Below are 17319 nucleotides of genomic sequence, written 5' to 3' on the forward strand. Positions count from 1 at the left end.
ACGCGCGGTCTCGCGCGCCCACCGCTCAGGGAGCGGTCAGGGCGACGATCCGGGTGTTCCCCGATCCGTCGGGGCGAGCCGCCGTGGTTCGGTGCCGACATGACCACCACCCGGCCCGTCCGCCCCGTGCCCGTCGCTCCCCGCGCCCGGGGTGCGCGCACCGCCGTCGCGACGCTGACGCTCACGTCGCTCGCGATCGCGGCGTTCGCCGTCCTCCCGTACCTCACGGCGTCCCTCCCCGCGCTGGCCCGCGACGACGTCGGGCTCGCCGCCGCGTACGCCGGGGCACCGGGGTTCGTGCTCGGCGCGTTCTACGCCCACGTCGTCGCGGGCGGGGTCGCGCTCGTGTGCGCCCCGTTCCAGCTCTGGGCCGGGCTGCGCCGCCGGCGCCCGGACGTGCACCGCTGGACGGGCCGCGTCTACGTCGCGGCCGTCGCGGTCGGCGGCGTCGCCGGGCTCGTCCTCGTCCCGGTCAACCAGGCCGGCCTCGTCGGGACGCTCGGCTTCGGGACGCTGGCCGTGCTGTGGCTGTGGACGACGTGGCGCGGGTACCGCACGGTCCGCGGCGGCGACGTGGCCGCTCACCAGGACTGGATGACGCGTAGCTTCGCGCTCACCTACGCGGGCGTGACGCTGCGCCTGTGGACGACGGCGCTCGTCGCGGCCCAGTCGGTCGCCCTCGGCGACGCGCTCGACCCGGACGTCGCCTTCGAGCGTGCCTATGCGCTCGCGCCGTTCCTCTCCTGGGTGCCCAACCTCGTCGTCGCGGAGCTGCTCGTCCGTCGCCGGCGCGCCCGGCGACCTCAGCGCACGAGCCCCGACTCGTAGGCCGCGACGACGACCTGCGCAGGGTGCCGGCTGCGCAGGTCTGTCGACCGCGCAACCCCGGGCTCGGCACGGTGGGGTGACGCGCGGACCCGGGTCGGCGCGCGGCCCGACGGCGGTGCGGCGGTTAGCGTTGTCCCGTCCCCCGCGCGCGCCGACCCGGGCGCGGCGCCGTGGTAGCCGGAGGTGCCGATGGAGTTCCCGTTCAGCCTCACCGAGGAGCAGATCCTCTCCCTCATCGTCGTGGGCACGCTCGCGGTCGTCGCGATCGTCGGCGTGAACGTCCTCGCGCCCAGGGCGGGGGTGGCGGCACCGCTGGTCCTCGTGGCGGTCGGCGTCGCGGTGAGCTTCGTCCCCGCGGTGCCGGAGATCCACTTCGAGCCCGAGTGGATCCTCGCGGGGATCCTGCCGCCGCTCCTGTACTCGGCGGCGGTCGGTCTGCCGACGATGGACTTCCGGCGGGACTTCACGGCGATCAGCGGGCTCTCGGTCGTGCTCGTCCTGCTCAGCACGGTGCTGCTCGGGTACCTCTTCACGTGGCTGATCCCCGGCATCCCGCTCGCCGCGGGCTTCGCGCTCGGCGCGATCGTCAGCCCGACGGACGCCGTCGCGACGTCGATCGTCAAGCGCCTCGGCGCGTCGCCGCGCGTCGTGACGCTGCTCGAGGGCGAGAGCCTGCTCAACGACGCGTCCGCGCTCGTGCTCCTGCGGTCGGCGATCGCCGCCATCGCGCTCACGGTGGCCAGCGACGGCGTCGCCCCGGCGTTCTCGCTCTGGGCGGTCGCGGGCGACTTCGTGTTCGCCGTCGTCGTCGCGGTGCTCCTCGGGTTCCTCGTCGGCTTCCTCGGCCTGACCGTGCGACGTCGGCTCGTCAACCCGGCGCTGAGCACCGCCGTCTCGTTCGTCGTCCCCTTCATCGCGTACCTCCCCACGGAGGAGCTCGGCGCGTCGGGCCTCGTCGCGGTCGTGACCGCCGGGCTCGTCACCGGCAACGGCGCCGCCAAGTACCTGCGGCCGCAGCACCGCCTCGCCGAGGAGTCGAACTGGCGCACCGTCGAGCTCCTCCTCGAGGGCACGGTCTTCCTCCTCATGGGGCTCGAGCTGTTCGCCCTCGTCACCGACGTGCAGGAGGCGCACGGGAGCCTGTGGCGGGCCGTCGCGATCGCGGCGCTCGCCGCCGTCGTCGTCCTGGTCGTGCGCTCGGCGTACGTGGCCACGCTCCTGCGCTCGCTCGCCCGGCGGGCGCGCCGCGGCGAGTCGATGCGCGGCGTCATCGAGGGCATGCAGGAGAAGCTCGACGCGCGCTTCGCCCCGGACGGGACGCCCGTCGCGCCCGTCGCGCCCGCGGTCGAGAAGGAACCGCCGGACGGGGCCCCGGAGCGACGGGGCGCCGCGATGGTCGCCAAGGCGCCCCCGGAGCGGGTGGGCCGCCTGCGGTCGTCGCTGCGCCGTCGCGCGGCCGACATCGACTACCTCACGGCCGAGCCGCTGGGGTGGCGCGAGGGCACGCTGCTCGTCTGGGCCGGGATGCGCGGCGTCGTGACGCTGGCGGCGGCGCAGACCCTGCCCACGGACACGCCGCAGCGCTCGTTCCTCGTGCTCGTCGCCTTCGGGGTCGCCGCGGGGACGCTCGTCGTCCAGGGCGGCACGCTGCCGTGGGTCGTGCGCCGGCTGGGGCTGGCGGGCGGGTCGACCCGCGCCGACGAGGACCGCGGCGCCGTCCGCGTCGAGCTCGACGCCGCCGCCGTGGCCGTCATCGACGCGCCCGACCTGCGTCGCGACGACGGCACCACGTACGACGGCGACGTCGTCGCGCGCGTGCGGCGCGACGTCGTGCGCGAGCTGGAGAACCGCGACACCGACGCGGCGACGTCGGCCGACCTCTTCGCCCAGTACAAGGAGCTGCGTCTGCGCGCCATCGCGGCGCAGCGGGTCGCGCTGCTCGACGCGCGGACCTCGGGCGCGTACAGCTCGCAGGCCCTGCGGCACGCGCTCGACCTCCTCGACGCCGAGCAGATCGACCTCGAGCTGCGCCGCGGCCCCTACGTCCCGGGCGACGACGACTGAGGGCGGAGGGCCGCGTCCGGGCGGCGGCCGGGACCGGACGGGTGGAGCCCGGTGACGGCCATGACCACCGAGTAGAGGCTCGTCTCGGCGGTGAGGAAGAGCCGGTTGCGCTTGGGTCCGCCCCAGGCGATGTTCGACACCGCCTCGGGGACGACGAGGCGCCCGATCAGGGTTCCGTCCGGGTCGTAGCAGTGCACGCCGTCGTCCATGGCGGCCACCCACAGCCGCCCGTCCGCGTCGAAGCGCAGGTTGTCGAAGCGCGCGGCGGGACGGCCGGCCGCCTCCGCGAAGACGCGCCCGGGGGAGAGCGTGCCGTCGTCGCGCACGTCGTAGACGCGCACGTGGCCGGCACGGGTGTCGGACACGAAGAGCTGTCGCTCGTCGGGTGAGAACACGAGCCCGTTCGGCGCGCCGAGATCGTCCGCGACGAGGCGCACGTCCCCCGTGGTCGGGTCGAGGCGGTAGACGTTGTTCGCACCGATCTCGCTCGACGCCCGGTGCCCCTCGTAGTCGCTCGTGATCCCGAAGTCGGGGTCCGAGAACCAGACGGTGCCGTCGGACCGGACGGCCGCGTCGTTCGGGCTGTTGAGGCGTCGGCCGTCCCAGCGGTCCGCGAGGACCGTGACCGAGCCGTCGTGCTCGGTCCGGGTCACGCGGCGGTTGCCCTGCTCGCACGTGACCAGGCGGCCCTGCTGGTCGAGCGTGCTGCCGTTGCTGTGCCCGGCGGAGCGGCGGAAGACCCGGACGTCGCCGCTCTCCTCGTCCCAGCGCAGCATCCGGTCGTTGGGGATGTCGCTCCAGACGACCTGACTCCAGGCCGGGACGTAGATCGGGCCCTCGGCCCATCGGCACCCGGTGTACAGGACCTCCAGGTCTGCGTCGCCGTTCATGCAGCGTCCGGTACGGAAGCGCTCGTCGAACATCTCGTACAGCGGACTACGAGAACTCATCCATCCACCCCATCGCGTAGAACGAAGAACAATCTTCGGTACAGCGAGAAGATTGGGTGATGGGATACTGTCCTTGCAAGTCATCGCCGAACGGACGGAGAAGTCGTGGACCACCTCGACCGTGAGCTGCTCGTCCAGCTCCAGCGCGACGCGACGCAGTCGTACGCGACGCTGGGAGAGGCCGTGGGCCTCTCGGCCGGCGCCGCGCACGAGCGCGTCCGCAAGCTCCGGGCGCGGGGCGTCGTCCGTCGCACCACGATCGACGTCGACCCGGCTGCGGTCGGCGGGGCGCTGCTCGCCTACGTGATGGTCGACTCCGACGCCTGGATGGGCAGCTCCGGGGACGACTTCGCGGCGATCCCCGAGGTCGTCGAGGCGCACGTCACGGCGGGCACGGCGTCCGTGCTGGTCAAGGTCCGGACCGCCACCACCGAGCAGCTGCAGGACGTGCTGCGCCGGATCCACGCCGTCGACGGCGTCAGCGGGACCCAGTCCGTCGTCGTCCTCGAGACCTTCTTCGAGCGACCGGTCTCGCCCGCCACCCCGCCGGCCTGACCGCGCGGCGGCGTCCCTCCCGCCGGCCTGACCGCGCGGCGGCGTCCGCCGGGCGCCGGGCCGGGGACGTCACACGTCGGCCGCGGCCAGCGGGCCATCGACCCCCACGACGCCGAGCTCGAGGCGTGCGATGCCGTCGACGGGGACGGCGGACGACGCGCCGAGCCCGTCCGAGGTCCCCGCCTCGGTGGACGACCACGTGGCGACGACCTCCCGGGCGCCGGCGTCGTCCACGAGGACGAGCTGGTACGTCGCACCGTCCTCCCACTCCCCGACGGGGTACGAGCACGACCAGTCGAGACGCGTGCCCCACGCGGCCGGGGTCAGCGTGAGGTCGGCGCGCACGTCCGCCGCCCCGACCGGCTCCAGCGCGACCTCGGTCGTCGCGGTCGCGACCGGGGGCGCGGCGACGTCCGGCCGCGTGACCGCCGCGCCGCCCACGCCGCCCGCCACGACCAGCCCGACGGCGGCCGCCGAGAGCAGCGCGCGACGTCGGACCTGGCGGTGCCGCGCGCGTGCCGCGACGGCCGCGAGCGGGACGACGGTGCCGTCGTCCCCGTCCGGCGCGTCGCCGCGCACGACGCCCGGTGCGCTGGAGAGCGTGCGAGAGCCGGCGCCGTCCACGAGCGCGTCGGCGTGCTCCGCGGTGAGCATGCCGAGGATCCCGGGCATGCCGGCGAGCTCGCCGACCGCCTCCCGGCACGCGGGGCACGACGTGAGGTGCTGCTCGAACGCGCGCCGGTCGCGCGGGCTGAGCGCACCCAGCACGTACGCCGCGTCCCACTCGCGGTACGGGTCCGGGGGAGGGGTGGCGGTCATGACGAGACTCCCTTCTCCTGCAGCGCGAGCCTCAGCGCGCGGAGCGCGTAGTGCATGCGGGACTTCACGGTCCCGGGCGGGACGCCGTGCGCCGACGCCATCTCGGCCACGGAACGCCCGTGGTAGTACGCGTCGACGACGACGGCCCGGTGCTCGGGGGAGAGCGACACGAGCGCGTCGGCGACGAGCCACGCGTCGAGGACGGCCTGCGTCGCGTCCGCCTCGCCGTGGTCGGGGACGTCGGCGCTCGCGAGCTCGCGGCGGTGGTGCGCGCTGCGCAGCTCGTCCACGACGAGGTTCCGCGCGACGGTGAAGAGCCACGCGCGCACCGAGCCCTCCGGGCGCCCCAGCACCTCGGGATGGCGCCACGCCCGCAGCAGGGTCTCCTGGACCACGTCCTGCGCCTGCGCGGGGTCGTCGGTGAGGCGCGCGACGTAGCGCTCCAGCGCGGGACCGTGCGCGGCGTGGACCGCCCGCAGCAGGTCGTCGGCGTCGGCGCGCACGCGCGGCGCCTCCCCGTCCGTCACGACCCGGCCGACGGCACGAGGTCGAGGCCGAACTCGACGCTGCCCGCGTCGTCGACCGTGACGAACCCGAGGCTCGGCGCCTGGACGTCGAAGTCGGAGAACGTGATCGGGACGCTCCCGACCACCTGGACGCCGTCGGCGGTCGTGCCGACCTGGGCATCGACCGTGACGGGCCGCGTCACGCCGTGGATCGTCAGGTCGCCCGTGAGCTCGACGTCGGCGGTGCCCGTCGGGAGGTCGGCGGGCTCGGTCAGGGCGAACGTCGCGGTGGGGAACGTCCCGACGTCGAGCGCGGAGCCGCGGAAGTAGGCGTCCCGCGGCGGCTCGTCCGTCGCGACGCTCGCCATGTCGACCTCGACCGTCGCCGCGGTGAGCGCGCCGTCCGCGACGGTGAACGACCCTGTGACCTGGTCCGTCCGGCCGGTCACGGTGACGTCCTCGCCCTGCAGCACCTCGTGGACGCGGTACCCCGCGAACGAGCCGTCCGCGACGGTCCAGCCGCCCGCGAGGCTCGCCGGGTCCAGGGCGCCCGCGTCGCCCGACGGCGCGTCGAGCGTGGGCTCCTCGGCCGCGGCGCGGTTGGACCAGTCCGCGTACAGGCCGGGGCCGACCACGACCGCGGCACCGCCCAGCACCGCGACACCGACCCCGACACCCACGAGCACCTTCGTCCTCCTGCGCACGTCCGTTCCTCCGATCATCCTCCGTCGACCCCGTCACCCAGGAAGACGAGGCGGTCGGCCGATCGGTTCACCCCGACCTGTCCGGACGTCCGTGCCGGCCGCTCGACGGGACGCGCGGCGGCCGGGTGAACCTCGCGGGGCGCCGCGCCGTCGTGGGAGTAGGGGCCGTGCTCGCGACCCCGACCGCCCTCTCGAGGAGTCGACATGCGTCGCACCCTGACCACCACAGCCCCGGCACGGACCGTCCGCGCCGCCCCCACCGTCGTGCTCGTCGCCGGGCTGGTCGGCGTGCTGACCGGCGTGCTCGGCGGATGCTCCGGCGGGGGAGGCGGCCTCTACGGCGGAGGCGGGAGCAGCCGGTCCACGGACTCCGGCACGACGAGCGACGGCGCGACCGGCGACGGCGCGGGCTCCGGGCCGGCCCTGGGCACGGCCGACTCCTCGCTCGGCACCGTCGTCGTCGACGGCCAGGGCATGACGGTCTACTACTTCGACAAGGACACGCCGGGCTCGGGCGAGAGCGCGTGCGAGGGCGAGTGCGCCGCCGCGTGGCCCGCGGTCCACGCGGCGAGCGTCGACCCCGAGGTCGACGGCGTCACGGCCGAGGTCGGGACCATCACCGGGGTCGACGGCGAGCTGCAGATCACGCTCGACGGCCGTCCGCTCTACACGTACGCCGCCGACCAGGGCCCGGGCGACGTGTCGGGTCAGGGCGTCAACGGCGTCTGGTACGTCGTCGCGCCGGACGGCACCGAGATCATGGACGCCGCACCCGCGACGGGGTCGGGCTACTGACCGGGCTACGGACCGCGTGCGGCGACGGCTGCCGCGCCCGGCCCGCGTCCCGCCCGCGTCCGGTCACGCGTGGTCGAGCGGCGGCGAGCTCAGGCAGAACGGGTGGCCCTCGGGGTCCGCGTAGACGCGGAAGAGGTCGTCAGGGTGGCCCTCCTCCTCCGGCGTCCCCGTGAGCGGGCGCGCGCCGCACGCGAGCGCGTGCTCGTGCGCGGTCCCGAGGTCAGGCACGTCGAGGTCGACGTGCACCCGGGCGCCGCCGGGCCACGGCGGGACGTCGGCGTCGGACCGCTGGAACGCGAGGCGCGACGCGCCGCCCGGGACCTGGAGCGAGAGCCAGTCGTCGCCGGCCGGGTCCGCGACCTCGTGGCCGGGGGTGTACTCCCAGCCGGTGAGGCGACGGTAGAACTCCGCGAGCGCGCGGGGGTCGCGTGCGTCGACGGTGACGTTGCGGAGCCGCAGCGGGCGCGGGTCTCCCACGGCTCAGCCGAGCTGCTGCTCGCGCAGCCACGCGACGTCGGTGGGCACGTCCGCGTGCGTCTCGCACACGACCGACGTCCCGGCGGCGCGCACGACCCCGAGCAGGAGCTCCGGGTCGATCGTCCCGGCGGTGAGGCCCGCGTGGCGGTCGGCGCCGGAGCCCGCGGTGTCGCGGCTGTTGTTGAGGTGCACGAGGTCGACGCGGCCCGTGATCGCGCGGACCTGGTCGACCGCCGTCGTGAGGTCGATGCCGCCCGCCCACGCGTGGCACGTGTCGAGGCAGAACCCGACGTTCTCGGCGCCGTCGGCCTGCTGGACGGCCGCCCAGAGGCCTTCTATCCGGTCGAGGCGGCGGGCCATCGAGAAGTCGCCCCCGGCGGTGTTCTCGATGTACACGGTGACGTCCGTCTGGAGCGCGTCGATCGCCTTGCGCCAGTTGTCGAACCCCTTCTCCGGGTCCTCCTTCGCGGTGACGTGCCCGCCGTGGACCACGACGCCCGTCGCGCCGACCGCCGCCGCACCGTCGACGATCTGCTGGAGCAGCTTGCGGCTCGGGATGCGGATGCGGTTGTTGGGGCTCGCGACGTTGATGACGTACGGCGCGTGCACCACGAGCTCGAGGTCCGCCGCCGCGGCGGCGTCCTTCAGGGCCTCCGCGCCGCCCGGGAACGTGAACTCCGGTCCCTTCCAGGACTGGGGGTCACCGAGGAAGATCTGGGCGACGTCCGCGCCGATGCTCGCTGCCTGCGCGACGACGTCCGACTGGTCGAGGTGGGCTCCGATCCGCATGGGGACCAACCTACGCGTCGCCTCCCACGTCGTGCCGCTCCGACGCCCGGGGGCTCACCACCCGGTGGCGCTGCTGCGGCGGACGACGTCGCGGCGCAGGTCGAGCAGCGCGGCGCGGGCGCGGCGACGGCGGTCGGCGGGGTCCACGGTGAGCTCGTCGCCGGGGTTGGCCCGACGCCGCGTCGCGTCGCGGGAGTCGGGGTCCAGGGTGATGCCGTGGTCGCCGGGTCGGAGTCCGTCCGCCGTCGTGGGAGCGGTCGTCGTCGACGGGGCGGAGAAGAGCGGGCGGTTGTCCGGCACGGTGGCCTCCTCGGTCCGCGGTCGCGCAGGGCGGCCGCGAGGTCGGGACGGATGCTGGTGCGCCGGGCTCGTGGCCCGGCGCACCCCCATCGTGCGCCGGCGACGTTTCATCCGGCCGTCCGAGGCGTTTCGGCAGTGTTGCAGCCGTCCTGTTGCTCCGTGATGCGGCCCGCCCCGGCGTCGAGCACGACATGGGTGTCGTTATACGGCGGATAACGACACCCACGTCGTGCTCGACGGCGGGTGGGGTCGTGCTCGTCCGGGGGCTTCGGGGGGTCTCGTCCTGGAGGCGGGTGGTCAGGACGGGCCGCGAGCCCCGCACGTCGCTACGGTCTCGCCCTCGACGACGACCGAGGCCTCCCAGCTCCACGCCGTCGGGAGCGCGGCGACCGTCGCCGCCGGGACGTGGACCCGGTCGAGCCCGGAGCCGTCCGGCGTGGGTGCGACGACCTCCCACTCGCCGCTGCCGTCGGCGCGCTGCTCGACCCGGAACGGCGACTCGAACGTGCCGAGGTCGTCGCCCTGCCAGGTCTCGAGGCGCAGGACGAGCGCGGCGTCGAGAGGCTGGTCGGGCGTGGCGTCCAGGTCGAGGTCGACCGCGAACGACGCGTCGAGGCCGGACTCGTCGCCGGCTCCTTCCGGCGCGGGCGTCGTCCGCGTCACGCCCCATCGCGACTCCGTCCCCGGCGTCGACCAGGCGACGACCTGCACGTCCCCGACCGCCAGCGGGGAGGTGTCCTCCACGGCCGGCGTGCAGGTCGACGTCCACACGTCCCCCGCGGTGGACGTGGAGGGACCCAGGATGAACACCGCGCTCCCGACGGACAGGACCGTCGCCACGGCCGTGACGGTGCGCGACGGCGTCGGGCCCCCGAGCCCGGTGCCAGGGCCGAGGAACGGCACGGGCGGGCGGACCTGCCGCAGCACGACCGTGCTGCACAGCGAGTCGGCGAACGTCCGACGTTGCGCGTGCCACAGCGGGCGGAGGAAGCCGATGTACAGGATCGCGTCGAGGACGTGGGCCAGCTGTCGCAGGACGGTGCGGATCACGCCGGCGGGCCGTCCGGTGGCGTCGTGCACGACGACGATCCCCACCGTCCGCTTGCCGGGCGTCGCCCCGGTCCAGCCCTGGAGGGCGAAGAGCGCGGCCGCGGTGCCGAGAGCCCACCAGGTCCCGCCGGGGACCACGGTGCTCGCGGTCACGCCGAAGCTGATCCCGGGGAGCCAGGCCACCTCGTAGGCGGGCCCGACCGCGAGGAACAGCACCGTCGCGACGATCGCCGTGTCGAGCAGCGACGCGACGACGCGGCGGGACCAGCTCGCGTACTCCTCGCGCGTCGGCTCCGGGCCGAACCCGGGCAGCGCCGGATCGAGGTCTCCGGCTCCGACGTCGTGCGTCGGCCCCCTGCCGGTCGGAGCGTCGATGGCCACCGGCCGATCCTGTCAGAGACCCCGCCCCCCGGGAAGCGGCCCGCCCCTTGCCCGCCCCGGGCCCGCCGGCCCGCCCGGCTCTCCCGCCGAACACGACATCGGTGTCGTTATCGGGGCGATAACGACATCGATGTCGTGTTCGACGGGGAGCAGGGTCGTGCTCGACGGCGGGTGTCCGAGCGGGCCTACGCTGGCGCGCATGGACCTCGCGCGCTCGATCCCGCTGTTCGTGCTCGCCGCGCTGCTGGAGATCGGCGGGGCGTGGCTCGTGTGGCAGGGCCTGCGCGAGCACCGGGGCTGGCTGTGGATCGGGGCGGGCGTCGTCGCGCTCGGGCTCTACGGCGTCGTCGCGACGCTCCAGCCGGACGCGAACTTCGGCCGCATCCTCGCCGCGTACGGCGGGGTGTTCGTCGCCGGCTCGCTCGCGTGGGGCATGGTCGTGGACGGCTTCCGCCCGGACCGGTGGGACGTCGTCGGCGCGCTGCTCTGCCTCGCCGGCGTCGCGGTCATCATGTACGCGCCGCGCCCGGAGTAGCCACAGCCTGGCGGGCGCCGCTCCTTCGCGACCCACCCGACGCCGTCGACCACGACCCTGCTCCCGGTCGAGCACGACGTTGCTGTCGTTATCGGCCCGATAACGACAGCAACGTCGTGCTCGGCGCGGGGTGGGGTGGTCAGCGCAGGGGGTCGAAGGGGCGGATCTCGTCCGGGGTCTCGCCCGTCGTGATGAGGTGGGCGAGCGCGCGGCCGGTGGCCGGGCCGAGGACGATGCCCCACATGCCGTGGCCGCCCGCGACGTAGACGCCGGGGGTGCGTGTCGCGCCGACGAGCGGGAGACCGTCGGGCGTGACGGGGCGCGACCCGACCCACTCGTCGTGGCGGTCGTCGAGGTCGACGCCCTGGAACAGGTGCCGTACGGACGCGAGGATCGCCTCGATGCGGCGCGGCTGGAGCGGCTCGTCCGGGCCGCGGAACTCCATGGTCCCCGCGATGCGGAACCGCCCCTGGTACGGGGTGCACGCGACGCGGCGCGCGGGCAGGTAGATCGGCGTCTCGACGGGCTCGTCCGTCTTCACGGTGAACGAGTAGCCGCGCCCGGCCTGGACGCGCGTGCGCACGCCGAGCGGCGCGGCGAGCGTCGGGAGCCACGCACCCGTCGCGAGCACGACGGCGTCGCCGCGCAGCACGACCCCTTCCTCGCGCTCGGTGGGGGACCCGGCGCGGCGGGGCTCCGCGGCCTCCGGCCCGACGGCGTCGCTCCGCCCGGTCGTCGCGCCCGCCGCCCGGGCGGCTCCGGACCCGCGCGTCGCGCCGACGAGCGCGGGGTGCGCGGCGGCGTCGGGGTGCACCGCGCGTGCGTAGACGCACGCGCCGAGGCGGCCGGGCTCGACGTCGAGGACCTCGAGCCCGGTGAGGATCCGCCCGCCGCGGGCGCGCACGGAGTCGGCCAGGGCGTGGACGAACGGTCCGGGCTCGAGGAACCGCTGGCCCTCGAGGGCGTAGACGGTGGAGACGCTGTCGGTGAGCTGGTGCGCACGCTCCCCGGCCTCGACGCGCCGGACGGGCACGGTCTGGCCGGCGGCGGCGACGTGCTCGAGCTCGCGGAGGAACGGCCGCGCCTCGCGCACGTGCTCGAACGCGACGGTGAACGGCCCGGGCGTGGTCGCGGCCTCGACGCCGTGCCCGAAGCTCCCGCCCGCGGCGAGCTCGTCGAACGCGTCGAGCGCGACGCGGTCGATCGGGGTGAGGGCCGCCATCGCGTGGTCCCAGCGGCGCTGCGTCGCGTGCGCCATGAAACGCGCGAAGAACGACCACAGGCGCGGGTCGAACCGCAGCGGGACGTGCAGGGGCGCGGCGGGGTCGAGGAGGGCGCGCGGGCCGTACGTCCACAGGGACGGGTCGGCGAGCGGCATCGCCATGCCGGGGGTCAGCCACCCGGCGTTGCCCCACGACGACCCGGCGGCGACGCCCTCGCGGTCGACGACGGTGACCTCGACGCCCTGCTCCTGCAGGTGCCAGGCGGTGGCGAGGCCGACCATGCCGGCGCCGACGACGATCGCCGTGCGGGGCGCTCGGCCCGGCGCCGCGGGCCGGGCGTCACGGGTACGGGGACGGGGACGAGAGGTCGTGCTCACGCCGGGCTCCTTCGACCGACGCCCGCCTCGCGGGTGGCGAGGCGGGCGCGTGGCTGGCGTGCGGCGGGATGGTGCCGCACGACTCCAGGGTGGTGGATCCTTCGGCGTGCGGCAAGATGTGCCGAAGGATCGTCGTGACGATAGGAATCGACCGTCGCGACCTTCGTAGAACTGCCAGAGGAGGCTCCCCGTGCCGAAGGATCTTCGACCCGCCGTCCTGGACGACGTCGACCGCCGCATCCTCGACGTCCTCGCGACCGACGCACGCGCGACGAACGCGGCGATCGCGGCCCGCGTCGGCATCGCCGCGTCGACCTGTCACGCGCGCGTCCGCGCGCTCGTGGAGCGCGGCGTGATCCGCGGCTTCCGGGCCGACGTCGACCCGGCCGCGCTGGGCCGCGGGCTCGAGGCGCTCATCGCGATCCGGCTCCAGGCCGGGGCACGCAAGGGCCTCGAGGCGTTCCGCGACTACCTGCTCGCGCTGCCCGACGTCGAGGGCGTCTTCTTCGTCACCGGCGACCGCGACTTCCTCCTGCACGTCGCGGTCGCCGACTCCGACGCCCTGCGCGACCTGGTGTCCCGGACGCTCAGCGTGCGGCCCGAGGTCGCCGGGACGAGCACGACCGTGATCTTCGAGCACGCGCGTCCCTGACGTCCCGTCGCGCCCCGGCACCGGCTCAGCCGGCGGTCGCCTCCTCGCGCACGCGCGACCGCAGCACGTGCTTGGTGAGCTTGCCGGAGGGGTTGCGCGGGAGCTCGGTGACGAGCACGACGTCGCGCGGCACCTTGTAGCGCGCGAGCCGGTCGGCGAGGAACGCGCGCAGCGAGTCGAGGGACGGCTCGGTCCCGGGGGCGGGGACGACGAACGCGACGACGGTCTCGCCCCAGTCGGCGTGCGGGCGGCCGACGACGGCGACGTCCGCGACCTCCGGCGACCCGCGCAGCGCCTCCTCGACCTCCTGCGAGTACACGTTCTCGCCGCCGGTGATGATGACGTCCTTGAGCCGGTCGACGATGAAGAGGTACCCGTCCTCGTCGACGCGCACGACGTCGCCCGTCCGGTACCAGTCGCCGACGAACACGGCCTCGGTCGCCTCGGGGTCGTCGAGGTAGCCGACCATCCGGGTGTCCGACCGCAGCCAGATCTCCCCGGTCCCGCCGGGGCCGACGTCGTCCCCGTCGAGGTCCACGACCCGCACGTCGACGCCGGGCATCCCGGCGTGGCCGATCGAGCCCGCCTTGCGCTCCTGGTCGGCCGGGCCGAGCGCGGTGCCGACCGGCCCCATCTCGCTCATGCCGTAGACCTGGTGCAGCTCGCCCGGGTAGGCGGCCCGGATCGCCCGGACCGTGTCCGCGCCGACGGGCGCGCCGCCGGCGAGCCACAGCCGCGCGCTCGACAGGTCGAACGTCGACAGGTCGATGCCCTGCGCGGCGGCGATCTGGAGCGGCGCGACGTACGCGATGGGCGCGCCGAAGAACGCGGTCGTGCGCTCGGCCTCGACCGTCCGCAGCATCTCGATCGGGTGGTACTCGCGCAGCAGCACGGTCGTCCCGCCGAGGAACACCATCGACAGGAACCAGTTGTTGAGCGGTGACGCGTGCCAGATCGGCATCGCGAGGAGGAACCGGTCGTCCGCGCGCAGCCCGACGGCGGCCGTCGTGTACGCCGCGACCGAGCTCAGCCCGCGGTGGGTGTGCTCGCAGCCCTTGGGGGCCGCCGTCGTGCCGGACGTGTAGAGCACCTGCGCGATGGTGTCCTGGTCGGGCGGGACGCCGTCCCACGCCTCGGCGGCCGCGACCAGCGCGTCGAAGTCGTCGGGCCCCGGCGTCCCCTCGGCGCCTGCCGCCCCGTGCCCGACGGCGTCCGTCTCCGTCCACAGCCAGCGCACCGCGGGCGCGGCGGCGCTCACGACGGGAGCCAGGCTCGCGTCCGCGACGCCCAGGACGGCGCCGCTGTGGGCGACGAGCCGCGCGACCTCGGGCGCCTGGAGCTTGTGGTTGACGGGGACGAGCACGGCGCCCGCGCGCCACAGGCCGAACGCCGCGACGACGAAGCCGGGGGTGTTGAACGTCATGACGGTGACGCGGTCGCCCGGGCGGACCCCGGCGTCGCGGAACACGGCGGCCGCGCGACGCGCGGCGTCGTCCAGCTCGGCGTAGGTGAGCCGGCGCTCGCCCAGCACGAGCGCCTCCTTGGCGGGGACCTTGCGTGCCGTGCTCTCCAGCATGCTGCCCAGGTGCATGTCGTCCTCCTCGACGTCCTGCCCGGCGTCGTCGTCGACGCCGTCTCGGCGGCCCGGACGGGGCCGGTGCCGCGATGAATTGAATCATGGTTCAATTCTTGGTGGGAAGCCGCGACGACGCGGCGCACCCTCGACGACGACGGAGGAACCGTGCCCTACCGCGAGACGCCCGCCACGCGTGCCGCCCGCGAGCGCAAGCGCGAGGCGCTGCTCGCCGCGGCGCGCACGATCGTCGCCGAGCACGGGTTCGCCGGGGCGAGCGTGCAGGCGCTGGCCACGCGCGCGGGGGTGAGCACCGGCGGCGTCTACTCGTACTTCCCGACCAAGGCCGACCTGCTCGTGGCCGTGTTCCGGCAGGCGGCGGACGTCGAGCTGGACGCCGTGCGCTCCGCCGCCGCGGCCCGCCCCGACGACCTCCCGGGCGGGCGGACCGTCGCGCGCCTCGCCCGCGCCGTGGAGACGTTCGCGCGGCGCGCCCTGCGCGGTCCGACGCTCGCGTGGGCGCTGCTGCTCGAGCCCGTCCACCCGGCCGTCGACGCCGCACGCCTGGAGTACCGGCGCGCGTACGCCGAGACGTTCGCGGACGTCGTGCGCGCCGGCGTCGACGCCGGGGAGATCCCCGACCAGGACGTCGCGGTCGTCGCGACCGCCCTCGTCGGCGCGATCGGCGAGTCGCTCACCGGTCCGCTCTCCCCGCTCGCGGGTGGCGGCCCGACCGCCTCCGACCGCACGGTCCCGCTCGCGGGTGGCGGCCCGACCGCCTCCGACGGCACGGTCCCGCCCGCGGTGCGGGACGCCGTCGTCGCGACGATCCTGCGCTTCTGCCTGGGCGCCGTCGGCGCCCGGGCGGCGGCCGCCGCCCCTGCATCGGCCCCCGCCTGACGTCTGCCCGACCAGCCCCGAACCCTCCGGGCGCCGCCCGGCGGCGTCCCGACCCCGAGCCACCCGCAGAGCCGCAGGAGGACACACCATGACCCCGACCGACACCACCCCCGCCACGCGTCCCGCCGTCGACCCGGCCGACGGCGCGCACCCCGCGCCGCACGTCACGCACCGTGTGACCAACCAGCCGCCGGAGCGCGAGGGGGTCAACGAGTACCTCGACCACCCCGTGCTGCGCGAGGCGGTGCACGCGTACGGCGGGGCGTGGGGCGAGGGCCAGCTCGTCGCGGTCGGCGCGCTCGTCGGGACGGGCGACTTCCAGCGCGCGGCCGAGCTCGCGAACGTCCACGAGCCCGTGCTGCGCACGCACGACCGCCGCGGGAACCGCGTCGACGAGGTCGAGTACCACCCCGCGTACCACGAGGTGATCGGGGCGGCCGTCGCGCACGGCGCGCACACGAGCGCGTGGGCGGAGCCCGGGCCGGGGGCGAACGTCGTGCGGGGCGCGGTGTTCTCGCTGTTCGCGCAGGTCGAGCCGGGCCACGCGTGCCCGGTCTCCATGACGCACGCGGCGGTGCCGTCGCTGCGGCACGCGCCGTCGCTCGCCGCGGTGTGGGAGCCGCGGCTGCTCGCGCGCGGGTACGACGGCGCCCTCGCGGCCCCGGGCAGCAAGCCCGGCGCGCTCGTCGGCATGGCGATGACGGAGAAGCAGGGCGGCTCGGACGTGCGCGCGAACGCGACGACGGCCGTGCCCGCCGAGGCGGACGGCGCCTACCTGCTGACCGGGCACAAGTGGTTCTGCTCGGCGCCGATGTCGGACGCGTTCCTCGTGCTCGCCCAGGTCCCGGGCGGGCCGGGCGGGGTCGCGCGCGGCGGCGACGACGCCCCGTCGTGCTTCCTCGTGCCGCGCGTGCTGGAGGACGGGACGCGCAACGTGTTCCGCATCCAGCGCCTCAAGGAGAAGCTGGGCAACCGGTCGAACGCGTCGTCGGAGATCGAGCTCGACGGCACGGTCGGGTTCCTCGTCGGCGAACCCGGGCGCGGGGTGCGCACGATCATCGAGATGGTGTCGCGCACGCGCCTCGACTGCGTCCACGGCTCGGCTGCGGGCATGCGCCAGGCGGTCACCGAGGCGCTGTGGCACGCACGGCACCGCAGCGCGTTCGGCGCGGCGCTCGTCGACCAGCCCGCCATGACCGCGGTGCTCGCGGACCTCGCGCTCGAGTCCGAGGCCGCGACGCTCACGTCGGTGCGCCTCGCCGCCGCGCACGACGGCGAGACCGAGCACGACCGCGCGTTCCGCCGCCTCGCGACGGCCGTGAGCAAGTACTGGGTGTGCAAGCGCGGGCCGCACCACGCGTACGAGGCGATGGAGTGCCTGGGGGGCAACGGCTACACCGAGGCGTTCCCGCTCGCGCGCCGCTACCGCGAGCAGCCGGTCATGGCGATCTGGGAGGGGTCGGGCAACGTCATCGCGCTCGACGTGCTGCGCGCCATGGGTCGCGAGCCGGAGTCGGTCGCGGCGTTCCAGGCCGAGCTGGGCACGACGGCGGGGGCGCACCCTCTCCTCGACGCGCACGTCGCGAGTACGCGCCGGCTGCTCGCGGAGGTCGCGGGGGCCGACGCCGGGGCGCAGCAGGCGCAGGCCCGTCGCGTGGTGGAGTCGCTCGCGCTCGCGCTCCAGGCGTCGCTCGTGGTGCGGCACGCGCCGTCGGGCACGGCCGACGCGTTCGTCGCGGCGCGCCTCGGGGAGGACCGCGGCCACGGCTACGGCGTCCTGCCCGGCGGCACCGACGCGCACGCGATCCTCGCCCGGCACGCGGGCGCGTGAGCCGGGGTCG

18 protein-coding genes are annotated in these 17319 nt (G+C 75.5%); 8 read left to right on the forward strand and 10 right to left on the reverse strand.

What is annotated here, in order from left to right; genetic code table 11:
• Positions 1–99: 99 nt before the first annotated feature.
• Both ACZ402_RS18135 and ACZ402_RS18140 read left to right on the forward strand, forming a co-directional pair.
• Positions 100–828 carry a DUF2306 domain-containing protein gene (locus ACZ402_RS18135; RefSeq protein ID WP_375825474.1) on the forward strand — a complete coding sequence of 243 codons (729 nt, stop codon included), beginning with the start codon at positions 100–102 and terminating at the stop codon, positions 826–828.
• Between the two features lie 189 nt (positions 829–1017).
• Positions 1018–2892 (forward strand): cation:proton antiporter, encoded by a 1875-nt coding sequence (locus tag ACZ402_RS18140; protein WP_375825473.1) that lies wholly within the window; start codon positions 1018–1020, stop codon positions 2890–2892.
• Here ACZ402_RS18140 and ACZ402_RS18145 read toward each other — a convergent pair.
• Positions 2868–3842 carry an SMP-30/gluconolactonase/LRE family protein gene (locus ACZ402_RS18145; protein WP_375825471.1) on the reverse strand — a complete coding sequence of 325 codons (975 nt, stop codon included), beginning with the start codon at positions 3840–3842 and terminating at the stop codon, positions 2868–2870. The two genes, ACZ402_RS18140 and ACZ402_RS18145, sit on opposite strands and share 25 nt — an antisense overlap.
• A gap of 105 nt (positions 3843–3947) precedes the next feature.
• On the opposite strand from ACZ402_RS18145, the gene ACZ402_RS18150 reads away from it, so the two are divergent.
• A complete protein-coding gene (locus tag ACZ402_RS18150; RefSeq protein WP_375825470.1) occupies positions 3948–4397 on the forward strand; it encodes an Lrp/AsnC family transcriptional regulator in 450 nt (149 codons plus the stop codon).
• Between the two features lie 69 nt (positions 4398–4466).
• On the opposite strand, the gene ACZ402_RS18155 is transcribed toward ACZ402_RS18150, so the two are convergent.
• The 3 genes from ACZ402_RS18155 to ACZ402_RS18165 are packed head-to-tail and all read right to left on the reverse strand — an operon-like array spanning position 4467 to position 6426.
• Positions 4467–5216 carry a zf-HC2 domain-containing protein gene (locus ACZ402_RS18155; protein ID WP_375825469.1) on the reverse strand — a complete coding sequence of 250 codons (750 nt, stop codon included), beginning with the start codon at positions 5214–5216 and terminating at the stop codon, positions 4467–4469.
• Positions 5213–5719: a sigma-70 family RNA polymerase sigma factor gene (locus ACZ402_RS18160; protein WP_375825468.1), complete on the reverse strand. Its 507-nt coding sequence runs from the start codon at positions 5717–5719 to the stop codon at positions 5213–5215. The genes ACZ402_RS18155 and ACZ402_RS18160 overlap by 4 nt, the downstream gene beginning before the upstream one ends.
• A 20-nt stretch (positions 5720–5739) precedes the next feature.
• The gene (locus tag ACZ402_RS18165) at positions 5740–6426 is read right to left on the reverse strand and encodes a YceI family protein (RefSeq protein ID WP_375825467.1); all 687 of its coding nucleotides are present in this window, start codon (positions 6424–6426) and stop codon (positions 5740–5742) included.
• Between the two features lie 204 nt (positions 6427–6630).
• Here ACZ402_RS18165 and ACZ402_RS18170 point away from each other — a divergent pair, with 204 nt between their 5' ends.
• On the forward strand, positions 6631–7221 hold the full coding sequence (locus ACZ402_RS18170) for a COG4315 family predicted lipoprotein (RefSeq protein WP_375825466.1): 591 nt from the start codon (positions 6631–6633) through the stop codon (positions 7219–7221).
• Positions 7222–7284: 63 nt separating this feature from the next.
• Here the strand turns inward: ACZ402_RS18170 and ACZ402_RS18175 are convergent, their stop codons facing one another.
• The 4 genes from ACZ402_RS18175 to ACZ402_RS18190 form a co-directional block, all read right to left on the reverse strand.
• Positions 7285–7698: a VOC family protein gene (locus ACZ402_RS18175; protein WP_375825465.1), complete on the reverse strand. Its 414-nt coding sequence runs from the start codon at positions 7696–7698 to the stop codon at positions 7285–7287.
• Positions 7699–7701: 3 nt separating this feature from the next.
• Positions 7702–8487 (reverse strand): deoxyribonuclease IV, encoded by a 786-nt coding sequence (locus ACZ402_RS18180; protein WP_375825464.1) that lies wholly within the window; start codon positions 8485–8487, stop codon positions 7702–7704.
• Between the two features lie 54 nt (positions 8488–8541).
• A complete protein-coding gene (locus tag ACZ402_RS18185) occupies positions 8542–8787 on the reverse strand; it encodes a hypothetical protein (protein ID WP_375825463.1) in 246 nt (81 codons plus the stop codon).
• A gap of 297 nt (positions 8788–9084) precedes the next feature.
• Entirely contained in the window at positions 9085–10218 is a 1134-nt protein-coding gene (locus ACZ402_RS18190; protein WP_375825462.1) for an RDD family protein, read from the reverse strand.
• A gap of 199 nt (positions 10219–10417) precedes the next feature.
• Between ACZ402_RS18190 and ACZ402_RS18195 the strand changes: the two genes are divergently transcribed.
• The gene (locus ACZ402_RS18195; protein WP_087470594.1) at positions 10418–10753 is read left to right on the forward strand and encodes a YnfA family protein; all 336 of its coding nucleotides are present in this window, start codon (positions 10418–10420) and stop codon (positions 10751–10753) included.
• 139 nt (positions 10754–10892) lie between these two features.
• Here the strand turns inward: ACZ402_RS18195 and ACZ402_RS18200 are convergent, their stop codons facing one another.
• Positions 10893–12353 carry an NAD(P)/FAD-dependent oxidoreductase gene (locus ACZ402_RS18200; RefSeq protein WP_375825461.1) on the reverse strand — a complete coding sequence of 487 codons (1461 nt, stop codon included), beginning with the start codon at positions 12351–12353 and terminating at the stop codon, positions 10893–10895.
• Between the two features lie 190 nt (positions 12354–12543).
• Between ACZ402_RS18200 and ACZ402_RS18205 the strand changes: the two genes are divergently transcribed.
• A complete protein-coding gene (locus ACZ402_RS18205) occupies positions 12544–13005 on the forward strand; it encodes an Lrp/AsnC family transcriptional regulator (protein WP_375825460.1) in 462 nt (153 codons plus the stop codon).
• Positions 13006–13030: 25 nt separating this feature from the next.
• Here the strand turns inward: ACZ402_RS18205 and ACZ402_RS18210 are convergent, their stop codons facing one another.
• The gene (locus tag ACZ402_RS18210) at positions 13031–14596 is read right to left on the reverse strand and encodes a class I adenylate-forming enzyme family protein (protein WP_375825459.1); all 1566 of its coding nucleotides are present in this window, start codon (positions 14594–14596) and stop codon (positions 13031–13033) included.
• A 150-nt stretch (positions 14597–14746) separates the two neighbouring features.
• Between ACZ402_RS18210 and ACZ402_RS18215 the strand changes: the two genes are divergently transcribed.
• Positions 14747–15478, forward strand: coding sequence for a TetR/AcrR family transcriptional regulator (locus ACZ402_RS18215; RefSeq protein WP_375825458.1), 732 nt, complete (start codon positions 14747–14749; stop codon positions 15476–15478).
• An 88-nt stretch (positions 15479–15566) separates the two neighbouring features.
• The gene (locus tag ACZ402_RS18220) at positions 15567–17309 is read left to right on the forward strand and encodes an acyl-CoA dehydrogenase family protein (RefSeq protein ID WP_375825457.1); all 1743 of its coding nucleotides are present in this window, start codon (positions 15567–15569) and stop codon (positions 17307–17309) included.
• The last annotated feature ends 10 nt before the right edge of the window (positions 17310–17319 follow it).

It is taken from the genome of Cellulosimicrobium sp. NPDC030954, assembly GCF_055571305.1.

Excerpts from the sequence above, each read along its gene's own strand:
- ACZ402_RS18135 (WP_375825474.1), top strand. The coding sequence starts at position 100 with ATGACCACCACCCGGCCCGTCCGCCCCGTGCCCGTCGCTCCCCGCGCC.
- ACZ402_RS18140 (WP_375825473.1), top strand. The coding sequence starts at position 1,018 with ATGGAGTTCCCGTTCAGCCTCACCGAGGAGCAGATCCTCTCCCTCATC.
- ACZ402_RS18145 (WP_375825471.1), bottom strand. The coding sequence starts at position 3,842 with ATGAGTTCTCGTAGTCCGCTGTACGAGATGTTCGACGAGCGCTTCCGT.
- ACZ402_RS18155 (WP_375825469.1), bottom strand. The coding sequence starts at position 5,216 with ATGACCGCCACCCCTCCCCCGGACCCGTACCGCGAGTGGGACGCGGCG.
- ACZ402_RS18170 (WP_375825466.1), top strand. The coding sequence starts at position 6,631 with ATGCGTCGCACCCTGACCACCACAGCCCCGGCACGGACCGTCCGCGCC.
- ACZ402_RS18180 (WP_375825464.1), bottom strand. The coding sequence starts at position 8,487 with ATGCGGATCGGAGCCCACCTCGACCAGTCGGACGTCGTCGCGCAGGCA.
- ACZ402_RS18195 (WP_087470594.1), top strand. The coding sequence starts at position 10,418 with ATGGACCTCGCGCGCTCGATCCCGCTGTTCGTGCTCGCCGCGCTGCTG.
- ACZ402_RS18210 (WP_375825459.1), bottom strand. The coding sequence starts at position 14,596 with ATGCACCTGGGCAGCATGCTGGAGAGCACGGCACGCAAGGTCCCCGCC.
- ACZ402_RS18220 (WP_375825457.1), top strand. The coding sequence starts at position 15,567 with ATGACCCCGACCGACACCACCCCCGCCACGCGTCCCGCCGTCGACCCG.